We start from the raw sequence: 13154 nt of genomic DNA, 5'->3' as shown, positions 1-13154 counted from the left end.
TGTGCCCGCCGGCCGGCGCCGCACTTGGCCCCCCGGGGCCGAAGATCCCGCGGTCCACGGCCACCGCATCGCGGTGACCGCCGAACGTGATCCGGCCTCCCTGGCCTGGTGCGACCTCGGTGCGGACGTAGTGATCGAGTTCACCGGCCGCTTCCGCACCCGCGAGCAGGCCGGCCTGCACCTGGCCGCGGGCGCGCGCAAAGTGCTGCTGTCAGTGCCGGGCAAGGACGTCGACGCCACCGTCGTCATGGGCGTCAACGAAGGCACGTACGCCCCGGAGCGGCACCACGTGATCTCCAACGCCTCGTGCACCACCTACTGCGTGGCCCCCATGGTCAAGGTCCTCGACGACCGTTTTGGCGTGGTCAAGGGACTGATGACCACGATCCACGGTTACATCAACGACCAGGTGGTCCCGGACGGACCGCACAAGGATCTGCGTCGAGGCCGCTCGGCGGCGGTCAACATCATCCCCACCACCACCGGCGCCGTGCGCGTCCCGGTCGAGGACGGCTCGCTGACCGACCTGACCGTGGTCCTGGACCGGGCGGTGAGCGCGGGGGAGATCAACGCCGCCTATCGGGAGGCCGCCGAGGGGCCGCTGAAGGACGTGCTGAGGGTGTCCGACGCACCGATCGTCTCGCGGGACGTGGTCGGTGACTTTGCCTCCTGCGTCCTGGACGCCCCGCTCACCCGGACTCACGGCGATCTGGTCAAGGTCTTCGGCTGGTACGCCAATGAGTGGGGCTGCACCAACCGCCTGCTCGACCTCACCTCGTACGTGGCGGCCCGGCTGCCCCGGAACTGACAGTTCCGGGGCAGCCGGGCCGCACGCGGCGCTGATGCCGTATCGTCTCCCTGTTCGGGCCTCTATCGTGGCAGCTGAACGGTACGGCCGCCGGCATGCGGTGGGGCGTTGGAGGATCAGCGTTGGAGAACGCCGAAGGAGCCCGCGAGGCACGGGTACGGCTGCCGCAACTGCGGCTGGACGAACTGCTGGAGGAGTTGCAGGCCCGGCTGGACGCGGCGCGCGGCACCCGGGACCGGGTGCACAGCCTGCTCGAGGCCGTGCTGTCGGTCGGCCGCGAACTGGACCTCGAGCAGGCGCTGCACAGCATCGTGGAGGCCGCGGCGGCGCTGGTCGACGCGGAGTACGCGGCGCTCGGCGTCATCGGCCCCGACGGCAAGCGGCTGTCGGCCTTCCACACGGTGGGCGTGGACGAGGAGCAGATCGCGCGGATCGGCTCCTATCCGGAGGGCCACGGCATTCTGGGCGAGCTGATCCGCCACCCCGAGCCGCTGCGCCTGGCCAAGTTCTCCGAGCACCCCGCCTCCTACGGTTTCCCGGCCCATCACCCGCCGATGAACACCTTCCTGGGCGTCCCCATCCGGGTACGGGGCCACGTCTTCGGCAACCTGTACCTGACGGAGAAGCGCGGCGGACAGCAGTTCGACGAGGACGACGAGTCGGTGCTGGCGACACTGGCCGTGGCGGCAGGTGTGACGATTGACAACGCCCGCCTCTACGAGGAGTCTCGGTTGCGGGAGCGCTGGCTCCAGGTGAACGCGGAGGTCACCCACACCCTGATGTCCGGCGGGGATCAGGGCGGGGTGCTGCCGCTGATCGCCGAACGAGCCAGAGATATCACCGGCTCCGCCCTGAGCGTGGTGGCCATGCCGGTGAGCGGGACGGACACGCTCGCCGTGGAACTCGCGATCGGCCAGGAGGCCGACGTATGGAGCGGGGTCGTCCTACCCGTGGAGGGCACCCTCATCGGGCAGGCGTTCGTTCAGCGGACGCCGGTCAGAAGCCCGGACGTCTCACGTGACTCCCGGGTCTCGGCCGGCCCTCCGCGCTTCGACGGGCTCGGACCGGCCGTCGCCGTGCCGATCGGTTCGGGCGACGAGACCCGCGGTGTGGTTCTGCTGGTGCGGCAGTCGGGTGGCCACGCGTTCTCCGAGAAGGAGACCGAGCCGCTCCAGGTCTTCGCCGCGCAGGCCGCCGTCGCGATGGAGCTGGCGGAACGCCGAGCGGACGCCGAACAGATCGCCCTGCTGGAGGACCGCGACCGGATCGCACGCGACCTGCACGACCTGGCCATCCAACGGCTCTTCGCCACAGGCATGACGCTGCAGAGCGCCGGCCGGCGCGTCCAGGACGCCATGGCTTCCGAACGGGTCCTGCGGGCGGTGGACGACCTCGACGAAACCATCAAGATCATCAGGTCGACCATCTTCGGCCTGCGCTCCCGTGACGACGACTCGGCTCCCGGCCTGCGCTCCCGCGCGATACGCGCGATCGGCGAGGCCGCTCCTCTTCTGGGCTTCGCCCCCAGTGTCCGTATGGAGGGCCTGCTCGACACGCACGTACCCGGTCAGACCGCCGACCACGTCATGGCCGTCCTCACCGAGTCCCTGACCAACATCGCCCGGCACGCCGGCGCCGACCGCGCCGACGTCGTGCTGGAGACCGACGGCAAGCAGATCCGCCTGACGGTCACGGACAACGGCGTCGGCATCCCGGCCGGAGGCCGTCGCAGTGGTCTGACCAACATGGCCGAGCGAGCACGGAAGCTAGGCGGCGACATGGAGTTGGAGAGCCCGGGAGGAAGGGGGGCACGGCTCGTGTGGCACGCCCCGCTGGGGCAGTCCTCGGACACCGCTCAGGGCGGCCGGCCCGCCTCGTGACGCACGGCGTCAGCGGGCGATCGTTCCTCTGGCGACTCCTCAGGACCGCCGCCGAGCGAGGCCGGCCGCTCACCGGGACCATCGGCGCACAGCGCGGGTTCCTCCGGCCCATGACGGCGCCCCCACGACTGCGGTCGGATGGAAGGTGACCGGACGGACGACCGGGACCGTCCCGGTCCGCCGGTCCGACACGGGCGGGCGGGTCACCCGTCACGGGCACGCCGGACGCTCGCTCGCCGGTGTCGGGCAGGACTACGACGATCAGGGCGCCCTTGTGCTGTGGGTGGCGGGCCAGGGTGGTGGCTGCGTGGAGGGCGGCTCCGCCGGAGACGCCGGTGAGGATGCCCTCGGTGCGTGCCAGGCGGCGGGCCTCGGTGCGGGCCTGGGGCGCGGAGACGCGCCGCACGGTGTCGTAGACCTCGGTGTCGAGGACGTCGGGGACGAAACCGGCGCCGAGGCCCTGGATGCGGTGCGGGCCGGGGGAGCCGCCGGACAGGACGGCCGACTCCGCCGGTTCCACGGCCACCACGGTGACCTCCGGCCTCTTTTCCTTCAGCACCTGGCCGACGCCGGTGACGGTGCCGCCGGTGCCGACGCCGGCCACCAGGATGTCGACCTGCCCGGCGGTGTCCTGCCAGATCTCCTGGGCGGTGGTGCGGCGGTGGGCGTCGGGATTGGCCGGGTTCCGGAACTGCTGCGGCATGAACCAGCCGTGCCGCTCGGCCAGTTCGGTCGCACGGGCGACGGCGCCGGTCATGCCCTCGGCGGCCGGGGTCAGGACGAGTTCCGCGCCGTAGGCACTCAGCAGGGCGCGCCGCTCGGTGCTCATGCTCTCGGGCATGGTGAACGTGACCGGATAGCCCTTGGCGGCGGCCACCATGGCCAGGCCGATGCCGGTGTTGCCACTGGTCGGTTCCACGATGCGCGTGCCGGGCCGCAGCGCGCCGGTCGCTGCCGCGTCCTCGATCATCGCGAGGGCTATGCGGTCCTTGACGCTGCCGCCGGGGTTGGCGGACTCCAGCTTGACGAGGAGACGCACGGGCAGATCGGCCCCGTAGCGGCGCAGCGCCACCATGGGGGTGCGGCCTATCAGTGACGTGATCGAGCCGTGTATCGCCGTCATGGTTGTCCTTCTTCATGTGCGGGGGTGAAGACGCCGAAGTGGCGTGCCGCCGCCGCGCCGTGAGGGCGGACGGTGGCGGCCGACTGCGCGATGCGGACGCAGGAGTGGGCGGGGACGTCGCGCAGGACGAGGGCGTGCGCGCCGACGATCGTGTCGTGGCCGACGTGGACCGGGCCCAGCACGGTGGCGCCGACGCCGAGGACGACCCGGTCACCGATCGTGGGGTGCCGCTTGGTCGTTTCCGTATCGCTCCACCAGCCGGTGCCGCCCAGCGTGACGCGGTGGTACAGCATGACGTCGTCGCCCAGAACGGCGGCCTCACCGATGACCACGCCCATGCCGTGGTCGATGAAACAGCGGCGGCCGATGACCGCACCCGGGTGGATCTCGATGCCGGTGACGGCGCGGGCGAGCTGGGAGAGCACCCGGGGGAGGAGCGGCACGCCGAGCCGGTACAGCCTGTGCGTGATCCGGTGTGCCCAGATCGCCCACAGGCCGGGATAGAGCAGGACCTCGATCACGTGGACGCCGCGGAGGGCGGGGTCCTTGCGGCAGGCCGTCCGGAGATCTTCGAAGATCATGCGCGTCTTTCTTCGGGGACTGGTCGCGGCGTGCGGCCGGATGCGTTCGGCCGATTGGCGCGCCGTGCTCGACGGCACAGGGGAGCGTGGCGTGTTCTGCGACCGGAGCGGCCTCGAACCTGCGAAGCCTCCGTGCTGTCGCCGTCGTCCGTGAAGATGCACGCTACGGGCCTCTCTTGATGCGGCGCCCGGTCCGAAGGGCCCGCCGCGGGGGCCGAACGGTCCGGATCGTCGCTCGCGGCACGGGACCAACAGCTCTCCGGGCAGGGACTGTTCGGCCCGTGCGCCGCCTGCCGCGGTCCGGCCACGCTTCATGCCGGAACCGAACGGCAGGAGGCCACGGAACGCCGCAGCGGACTGCGGGCCACCCGTTCTCCTACCCACAGGCCGCATTTGGCTGCGGTGTCCTGCCGGCTCGGTCGCTGTCCGGCCGCCTGCCATGTGTCTCAAGGCGGCCGGACAGCTCCTTGGCATGCGCGGCGCCGTGGACGGTGTGCTCGCCCGAGGGCCCGGTGGTCCCGCGCGATGGGGCCGAGGGGCCCCATGCCATGGGGCTGCAAGCCCCACCTGCCCCTCACCCGAGCGAAGTTAGCCTCGCCTTACTGAGTGTTCTTGAGGTTCCTCTCGCGGGGCGGCATTGCCCCGGGACGATGTGAGGGAGACGCGGATGACAGCCTCTGGTGGGGTGTACGAGGAAGCGAGCAGCCGGGGGACGGTCGACACGGAAGCCGTGCCACCCTCTCTGGCGGACCTCGTACCCGGTGCTCGTGCCGTGGTGACGCGCGTCGTCGCCGACGGGGTGCCCGCTGTGGTCCGCCGGCTGTACGACCTCGGGTTCAGGCCCGGCGCCGTGGTGGAGGCCGTGCGCCGGGCGCCGTTGCGCGACCCGGTCCTCTACTGGGTCAAGGACTACGAGGTGTGCCTGCGACGGGCTCAGGCGGCGTGCGTGCACATCGTCGAGGTGGAGCGGTGAAAGCGGGCTGCCACGACGCCTCGGGCGCCGACGCGACCCCGACCGGAGTGCCGCGGATCGCGCTGGTCGGCGCCCCCAACTCGGGCAAGACCAGCGTCTTCAACGGTCTCACGGGCCTGCGGGCCAAGACCGGAAACTATCCCGGAGTGACCGTGTCCCGCTTCGTCGGGACCTCCCGGACGGGCCGCCACCGGCACATGATCGAGGATCTGCCCGGCACCTACAGCCTGGAGCCGATCAGCCCCGACGAGCAGATCACCGTCGACGTGCTGGACGGCCGGCTGGCGGGTGCGGACCGGCCGGACGCGGTGCTTGTCGTGGTGGACGCCACCACGCTACGGCGTTCCCTGGGGTTCCTCGCCCAGGTCCTGGCCCGTGGGCTGCCGGCCTGCTTGGTGGTCACGTTCACCGACGAACTGGCCCGACGTCAGGGCCGATTGGACGTCGACGCGTTCGCGCAGGCGCTCGGTGTGCCGGTGCTGCCCGTGGTCGGCCACCGTGGGCTGGGCATCGCTCAGCTGCGCGAGCGGCTCACCACGTGGCGCACCTGGCAGACACCGGCCGTGCCCCCGCCCACCGACCCTGGCGAGCAGGACGCCTGGGCGGAATCGGTCCTCGCCTTCGCCGGCTACCGGCCCCCTGAGCGCCACCGGGTCACCCGGCGCGTGGACGCGGTATTGCTGCATCCGGTGTGGGGGACGGTGGTGTTCTTCGCGGTGATGGTGCTGTTCTTCCAGACCGTCTTCACCGTGGCCGCCCCGTTGCAGGGCTGGGTGGAGTCGCTGTTGGCGGTTTCTAGGGGTCGTCGCAACACGTGGTCGTGTTGATCAGGCCGCGAGCAGTTTATGCAGACGCTCGGCTGGAGTATCCCAGCCGAGCGTTTTGCTGGGCGGCCGTTGAGTTCGGAGGCGACGGCGGCCAGGTGCTCGCGGCTGTGGACGGACAGGTCGGTGCCCTTGGGGAAGTACTGCCGTAGCAGGCCGTTGGTGTTCTCGTTGGAGCCGCGCTGCCAGGGGCTGGCCGGGTCGCAGAAGTAGACCGGGATGTCGGTGGCGACGGTGAAGGCTCCGTGGGCGCCCATTTCGCTTCCCTGGTCCCAGGTCAGAGACCGCATAAGGTGGGACGGCAGGGTCTGGACCGTGGTGACCAGTGCCTCCCGGACGCTTTCAGCGCCGTGGTCGCCGGGCAGGTGCAGGAGCATGACGTAGCGGGTGGCGCGCTCGACCAGTGTGCCGATGGCCGACTTCCCGTCCTTGCCGATGATGAGGTCTCCCTCCCAGTGGCCGGGTATGGCTCGGTCTTGCACCTCGGCGGGCCGTTCGCTGATCATGACCATGGGGGTGGAGAAGCGCGGCTGGCGCTGTTGGGCCTGGCGGCGGGGCTTGCGTCGGGCGCGGCCGGTGCGCAGGGCGCGGGCGAGTTCGCGGCGCAGCTCTCCCCGGCCCTGGACGTAGAGGGCCTGATAGACGGTCTCGTGGACCACGTGCATCTCCGGCCGGTCGGGGAACTGTGTCCGCAGAGCCTGGCAGATCTGCTCCGGACTCCACCGTAGGTGCAGGTGGTCCTGGATGAAGTCGCGTAGCTCGGGGTTCTGGCCGATCTTTCCCGGTTTGGGGCGTGGCCGGCGGGCGTCGGCGCGGGCCTGGGCGGCGTGCGGGCGGTAGGCCCAGCGTCGCGCGTCTCCTCGCAGGGGCATGCCGTTGCGGCGGATCTCCCGGCTGATGGTGGACGGGCTGCGGCCCAGCTCCGCGGCTATCGCGCGGACGGTGGCCTTCTCCCGCAGCCGGTCGGCGATGTAGATCCGGTCGTCCTCGCGCAGGTACCGGGACGGACCGGAAGGCGGCACCACCGCATTGATCGATGGTGCCGCCTTCTGCCTGCGGTCCGCGGCGCGGCCGTTACGCCATCGCCGCCCGGTCTTCTCGTTGATGCCGACGATCCGGCATGCCTCTTTGTTGCTCAGGCCCTGCTGCATGAGCTGGGAGTATGCCTCCCGCTCCCGCAGCAGCGGCTTGGGCCCCTGAGCTACCGTCCGGATCTTCCGGATCTTGAAGTCCATCGCATCCCCTGAACTGGGGTGTTGCGACGACCACTAGAACGGAAGGTCTGGAGGGCCGGGCCTTCGTGGCGCTGCTGTCGTCGTTCGCCTGCGCCGTCCCCGGCATCCTGGCCACCCGTACGTTGCCCTCGGCCAAGGACCGCCTGGCCACGATGATGGCCGCGCCCCTGATGACCTGCTCGGCGCGGTTGCCGGTCTATGTGCTGCTCATCGGCCTGCTGGTGGACCCGTCCCTCGAGCTCGGCCCGTTCGGCGCGCAGGGTCTGGTCATGTTCGGCCTGTATCTGCTGGGTGCCGTCTCCGCGATGCTGGCCGTCTGGGCGTTCAAGAAGCTCGGCGACCGCCACGGACGACCGGTGCCGTTCTTCATGGAGCTGCCGCCCTACCGGCTGCCCGTCCCGCGCGCGGTGCTGGCGGCGGTGTGGTCCTCCGCGCACGCCTTCCTGCGCAAGTGCTCGACCGTCATCGTCGCCACCAGCGTCGTTCTGTGGCTGTTGCTGAATCTGCCCCTGCACGGGGACGCGCAGCTGCGCGCGGCGGGCGTCGACTCCACCGACTCCGTCGCCGTGTCCGCCTACACCGTCGACCACAGCTACGCCGCCGGCTTGGGCCGCCTGGTCGCACCGGTCTTCGACCCGCTGGGCTTCGACTGGCGCATCAACGTCGGTGTGCTGTCGGCGCAGGGCGCCCGGGAGACCTTCGTCGCCACCCTCGGACAGGTCGCCGCCGCCGAAGACCCCGAACAGCCCGACCAGGCGCTGCGGGCCATGACGTACCCCGACGGACCCCGGGCCGGGGAGCCGGTGTTCACCGCACCCACCATCGCCGCGCTGCTGGTCTACTTCGTGTACGCGCTGCAGTGCATGGCCACCGTGGCCGTCCTGCGCCGGGAGACCGGCACCTGGCGATGGCCGCTGATCGCCCTCACCTACCTGACCGTCCTGGCCTGGCTGATGGCCTACCTGGCCCGGACAATCACCGTCTTGCTGGGCGGGTGAGCCGACGTGGTCCCCGTACACCCCCAGCAGGTGCCTGATCGGCCCGACCGGTTGCGCTGGATCATCCCCGCCGGAATCCTCACCTGCCCCGGCCCGCTCGCCGAGGTTCCCACACCGCTCGCCGCCCTGCTGACCGACGGTACCCTCGCCCAGATCACCCTGGAAGGCGAGGCCGTCGTCACCCGTCTCGGTGCCGGTCGCACCTGGCCCGAAGAGGGCGCCCGGGTCCGCACCGCACTCCACACCGCCCTCGACGACCCCGCCGGATGGATCCCCGGTACCGGGACCGCCCCCAGCGATGACGATGCACGGCTGTACGGTGTGGCTCAAGACGTTCTCGCCGGGGAGGTGGGTGAGTTCACCCGGTCCCACGGCGGCAGCATCGACCTCGTCGAGGTACGCGACGGCATCGTCACCGTCCGCCTCGGCGGCACCTGCCACGGCTGCCCCGCCTCCTGGTTCACACTGCACCAGCGCCTGGAGCGCCGACTGAGGCAACGCCATCCCGGGCTGCGGGAAGTCCGCAACGCCGCCTCACCGGCAAACCTTTTCGGCCCGCCGGGCGACTCCCGTGGGGCGTCCGCCTGACCGCGCCGGCGTCGCCGCATGCCGCTGCGCCCCTGACCTTGCGGACAATGCACAAGGCCGGGGGCGCAGGAAACCGGGGCATGGCCGGCGGCTATGCGGCTCCGGGGCCTTTGTCGGCCTCACCGGCCCAGCGGGCGGCGAGTTCTCCGGCGCGCCGGGCCGCGTCGGCCACCGCGTCGGGTCCACCACCCGCACGTCCTGCCGCATACCCGACCAGGAAGGTCGTCAGCGGGGCGGCGGGCCGGGCGACGCCGTGAGCCGCGTCGCCCGCGAGGGCGAGAAGCAGGGCCCGGTCGACTTCGAGGTCGATACCCAGGCCGGCCTTCACCGCAGCCGTCCATTCCTTCAGTACGTCATCCATGATCATCCTTCTTGGGTGCGTGAGCGGATGGTGCGGAATGCGGCGGCCGGTCACAGCAGGCTGCTCCAGTACGGCCAGAAGCGGGTGAGGACGAGCAGCGCGATCACCCCGTACCAGGCGCTGAGGAGCATCCCGTGCGTGTCGCGGACGACGTACAGGACACCGCGGGGCACCGGGACGATCCCGCGTTCCAGGCAGTGCACGGTGACGTGCCAGAACAGGGCGATGGTGACGATCCAGACGACGGCGCAGTAGGGGCAGAGCTTGTTGAGCTCGTAGAGCGACTGCGCGATCAGCCAGTGCACGAACCCGACCCCCACCAGCGCCCCGGCGTCCAGCGCCAGCCACAGCCGGCGGTGCAGGCGCGCCCCGGACAGCACGGCGACGCCCAAGGCGGCGACCGCGGCGAAGGCACCCAGCCCGAGGAGCATGTTGGGGAAGCCGAGCAGGCTGCCCTGCGGGCTGGACATGACGCTGCCGCAGCTCACGACGGGGCTGATGTTGCAGGGAGGCTGGTAGGCGGGGTCGCGCAGCAGCCGCCAGTCGTCCACGGTGAGCTGGAAGGAGGCGAGCCAGCCGATGGTCCCGGTGAGGACCATCACCCATCCCGTGCGGCGGCTCGCGGCCACCGTGCGCGGGCGCAGGGTGGCCGTGGTGTCCGGTGCGAGCGCGGGTCCGGGACTCACGTGGCCCGCCGGGAGCCGGGGGTCGGCCGGGTCCGGCCCGCGCTCGTCGGGGTCGCGGCCGGTGCGGTTCGCCGCCGGTAGACCAGGTACGGCCGGGCCAGGTAACCGATCGGGGCGCTCCACACGTGGACGAGGCGGGTGAACGGCCAGGCGGCGAAGAGCAGGAAGGCGCTCAGGGCGTGCAGCTGGAACAGCAGCGGCGCGCCGGTGATCGCCTCGGGCTGCGGCTGGAGGACGAACAGTCCGCGGAACCAGACGGAGACGGTCGAGCGGTAGTCGTAGCCGGCGCCGAACACGTTGTGGGCGGCGGTGGCGGTGATGCCCAGCAGGACGGTGGCGGACAGCAGCGGGAAGAGGAGTTTGTCGCTGCGGTCGGTGCCGAGCCGGATCCGGCGGGTCAGCAGCCGACGGGCGCAGAGCATGCCCAGCCCCACGACCATGGCGACGCCCGCCACTGAGCCCGCCCACACGGCCGTGGTGTGGTACGCGTGCTCGGAGATGCCCACCGCCTCGGTCCACGAGTCGGGGATGGCCAGACCCACCACATGCCCGGCGATCACCATGAAGGCACCCACGTGGAACAGTGGGCTGCCCCAGCGCAGCCAGCGGTGTTCGAGGAGCTGGGTGGTACGGGAGGTCCAGCCGAACTGGTCCTGCCGATAGCGCCAGACGTGCCCGACCACGAACACGGCGAGACAGATGTAGGGGACGGCGACCCACAACAGGAGGTCGGCGCCGCTCGCGGCCGCGGCCACGGAGGAGACAGAGGCGTTCATCGGGGGCCTTCCACACGGATGGTCGAAGCGGGCGGAACACGGGTCGGCGCAGCGGGTGTCGGCGGCACGAAGGTGCCCGGCGGAGCGAACTCCCCGTCCCCGTAAGCCCCGTAGGGATCGAGGCCGACCTCCTCGTTGGGCGGGCCCTCGGTGACGAGTTGCTCCACCGCCGCGCGGTCCGCCTCCGTGGGCGGCGGCAGCAGGGTGAGCAGCGCGGCCAGGACGTGCCGGTAGGGGGAGTCGGAGTCGGTCAGCGCGCGGTGGATCAGCTCAAGACCACGCCGGTGCTGACGCAGAGGTGCCTCGCCGCCGCCCGGACCCATCAGGGCGGCGAACTCCAGAACGACCGGCAGGTAGTCGGGCAGTTCGCCGCTGTCGGTGTCCCAGCCCGCGGCCCGGTAGCGCTGGTTCAGGGTGAGCAGGGCCATGCCGCGGCGGCGGGTGTCGCCGTGCAGGTAGTAGGTGAGGTAGAGGCTGCTCTTGCGGCGCAGGTCGAACATCTCGACGTAGTGCCGCTCCAGCGCCTCCGGCTCCTGCCCGGCGAACCAGTCGGCGAAAGAGGCCAGGTGCTCGGCGGCGGGCGAGGGCGGCAACGCCTCGATGCTCGCGGACAAGACTCGGCGCCCTGCGGCGAGTTCGGCGTCCGGGTACTGCAACAGCAGTGAGCACAGCCGCAGCAGCAGCGTGCGCGCCTCGGTCTCCTCGGGCGTGAGCCGGGCAGGGCGGCGTACGGCCGCCCGGACGCGGGTGCGGACGAGGGTGGGGATCGATGCGGGCAGCGGGCTCACGGACGGCCTCCGGTAGTGGTGTTGCGGCGCAGGGTGGGGATGCCGAGCATCACCCGTCGGCCACCGGCGTCCGCCGGGTCGCCCGACGATTCGACGGGGCAGCGGTTCTCCATGGCGGCCAGCGCGGCGGCGTCCTCCTTGTGCGCGGCGGGGACGACGTAGCGGTCGGCGTACTTGGCGACGGCGAGCAGCCGGTGCAGGTCCTCGGCCTCCCGCGCGGTCAGCCCGACGGCCTTGAGCGCGGTCTCGTCGCCCTCCTCCCCGAGGGTGCGTTCACGCATGTACGAGCGGAGCGCGGTGAGCTTCATCAGGACCCCGCCGACCACATCGGTGTCCCCGGCGGCGAACAGCTCCGCCAGGTACTCCAGCGGGATGCGCAGCCGGGTGACGGCGGCGAACACGTGGTCGGGGTCGTCCTGGTCGCCGCCGGCCGCGTCGACGGCGTCGAGGACGGGGGAGAGCGGCGGCACGTACCAGACCATCGGCAGGGTGCGGTACTCCGGGTGCAGCGGCAGCGCCACCTTGTACGTCGACACCAGGGCGTGCACCGGGGAGCGGCGGGCGGCGTCCAGCCAGTACTCGGGGATACCCGACTCCCGTGCGGCGGCGGCGACTTCGGGATCGTGCGGGTCGAGGAAGACACCCCGCTGGGCGTCCAGCAGGTCCTTCTCGTCGGGGGTGGCCGCCGCCTCGCCGACCCGATCGGCGTCGTAGAGGAGCAGGCCGAGGTAGCGCAGCCGGCCCACGCAGGTCTCGGAGCAGACGGTGGGCTGGCCGGCCTCGATGCGCGGGAAGCAGAACGTGCACTTCTCGGCCTTGCCGGTGGCGTGGTTGACGTACACCTTCTTGTACGGGCACGCCGTCACGCACATCCGCCAGCCGCGGCACTTGTCCTGGTCGACCAGGACGATGCCGTCCTCGACCCGCTTGTACATCGCGCCGGACGGACAGGCCGACACACAGGCCGGGTTGAGGCAGTGCTCGCACAGCCGGGGGAGGTGGAAGAGGAAGGTCTGCTCGAACTCGAACCTGACCTTCTCCGCCCACGCGCCCGACAGATTGGGGTCGGCGCCGGCGTTCTCGGGAGCCCCGCCGAGGCCGTCCTCCCAGTTGGCGCCCCAGGTGATGTCGGTGGGTTCGCCGGTGAGGACCGAGCGGGGCCGGGCGACCGGCATGTCGGGCCCGGCGGGGGCGCTGATCAAGTTGTCGTAGTCGTAGGTGACCGGCTCGTAGTAGTCCTCGAGGGAGGGCAGGTCGGGGTTGGAGAACAGCGACAGCAGCCGCTTGATGCGGCCGCCGGAGCGCAGCACCAGGCGTCCGCGCTTGTCGAGCATCCAGCCGCCCTTCCACTGCTGCTGGTCCTCGTAGCGGCGGGGGTAGCCGACACCGGGTTTGGTCTCGACGTTGTTGAACCAGGCGTACTCGACGCCGGTGCGGTTGGTCCACGTCTGCTTGCAGGTGACCGAGCAGGTGTGGCACCCGATGCACTTGTCGAGGTTCATCACCATCGCGATCTGGGCCATCACACGCATG

The 13154-nt window shown here is 71.3% G+C and carries 10 protein-coding genes and 4 pseudogenes; 6 read left to right on the top strand and 8 right to left on the bottom strand.

Annotation, left to right across the window (positions count from 1 at the left end; translation table 11 throughout):
* Positions 1 to 52: 52 nt before the first annotated feature.
* Both KUM32_RS34245 and KUM32_RS34240 read left to right on the top strand, forming a co-directional pair.
* A pseudogene (locus KUM32_RS34245) lies at positions 53 to 808 on the top strand (type I glyceraldehyde-3-phosphate dehydrogenase); the annotation flags it as partial.
* Between the two features lie 122 nt (positions 809 to 930).
* Complete coding sequence (locus KUM32_RS34240) at positions 931 to 2688, top strand: GAF domain-containing protein (RefSeq protein ID WP_217145820.1); 1758 nt, start codon at positions 931 to 933, stop codon at positions 2686 to 2688.
* 241 nt (positions 2689 to 2929) lie between these two features.
* Here KUM32_RS34240 and cysK read toward each other — a convergent pair.
* Both cysK and epsC read right to left on the bottom strand, forming a co-directional pair.
* Positions 2930 to 3811 (bottom strand): annotated as a pseudogene (gene cysK / locus KUM32_RS34235) (cysteine synthase A); the annotation flags it as partial.
* Entirely contained in the window at positions 3808 to 4392 is a 585-nt protein-coding gene (gene epsC, locus KUM32_RS34230) for a serine O-acetyltransferase EpsC (RefSeq protein ID WP_217145819.1), read from the bottom strand. The gene epsC and the pseudogene cysK, both read right to left, overlap by 4 nt.
* Before the next feature lie 667 nt (positions 4393 to 5059).
* On the opposite strand from epsC, the gene KUM32_RS34225 reads away from it, so the two are divergent.
* Complete coding sequence (locus KUM32_RS34225; RefSeq protein ID WP_217145818.1) at positions 5060 to 5365, top strand: FeoA family protein; 306 nt, start codon at positions 5060 to 5062, stop codon at positions 5363 to 5365.
* Positions 5362 to 6192, top strand: coding sequence for a FeoB small GTPase domain-containing protein (locus KUM32_RS34220; RefSeq protein ID WP_217145817.1), 831 nt, complete (start codon positions 5362 to 5364; stop codon positions 6190 to 6192). The genes KUM32_RS34225 and KUM32_RS34220 overlap by 4 nt, the downstream gene beginning before the upstream one ends.
* Here the strand turns inward: KUM32_RS34220 and KUM32_RS34215 are convergent.
* A pseudogene (locus KUM32_RS34215) lies at positions 6193 to 7424 on the bottom strand (IS30 family transposase).
* 8 nt (positions 7425 to 7432) lie between these two features.
* Between KUM32_RS34215 and KUM32_RS34210 the strand changes: the two are divergent.
* Both KUM32_RS34210 and KUM32_RS34205 read left to right on the top strand, forming a co-directional pair.
* Positions 7433 to 8422 carry a nucleoside recognition domain-containing protein gene (locus KUM32_RS34210; RefSeq protein WP_374227584.1) on the top strand — a complete coding sequence of 330 codons (990 nt, stop codon included), beginning with the start codon at positions 7433 to 7435 and terminating at the stop codon, positions 8420 to 8422.
* Between the two features lie 30 nt (positions 8423 to 8452).
* Entirely contained in the window at positions 8453 to 9010 is a 558-nt protein-coding gene (locus KUM32_RS34205; RefSeq protein ID WP_217145815.1) for a NifU family protein, read from the top strand.
* 91 nt (positions 9011 to 9101) lie between these two features.
* Here the strand turns inward: KUM32_RS34205 and KUM32_RS34200 are convergent.
* The 5 genes and pseudogenes from KUM32_RS34200 to narH form a co-directional block, all read right to left on the bottom strand.
* Positions 9102 to 9362, bottom strand: a pseudogene (locus KUM32_RS34200) (DUF6457 domain-containing protein); the annotation flags it as partial.
* A 59-nt stretch (positions 9363 to 9421) separates the two neighbouring features.
* Positions 9422 to 10057 (bottom strand): vitamin K epoxide reductase family protein, encoded by a 636-nt coding sequence (locus tag KUM32_RS34195; RefSeq protein ID WP_308408786.1) that lies wholly within the window; start codon positions 10055 to 10057, stop codon positions 9422 to 9424.
* Complete coding sequence (gene narI, locus KUM32_RS34190; RefSeq protein WP_217145814.1) at positions 10054 to 10833, bottom strand: respiratory nitrate reductase subunit gamma; 780 nt, start codon at positions 10831 to 10833, stop codon at positions 10054 to 10056. The genes KUM32_RS34195 and narI overlap by 4 nt, the downstream gene beginning before the upstream one ends.
* Entirely contained in the window at positions 10830 to 11621 is a 792-nt protein-coding gene (gene narJ, locus KUM32_RS34185; protein ID WP_217145813.1) for a nitrate reductase molybdenum cofactor assembly chaperone, read from the bottom strand. Before narJ ends, narI begins: the two co-directional genes overlap by 4 nt.
* Positions 11618 to 13153, bottom strand: coding sequence for a nitrate reductase subunit beta (narH, locus tag KUM32_RS34180; protein WP_217145812.1), 1536 nt, complete (start codon positions 13151 to 13153; stop codon positions 11618 to 11620). The genes narJ and narH overlap by 4 nt, the downstream gene beginning before the upstream one ends.
* Position 13154 lies beyond the last annotated feature (1 nt).

This window comes from Streptomyces sp. AC627_RSS907, assembly GCF_019049165.1.
The sequence above is the reverse complement of the archived record's forward strand: the minus strand, read 5'-3'. Positions and strand labels throughout refer to the sequence as shown.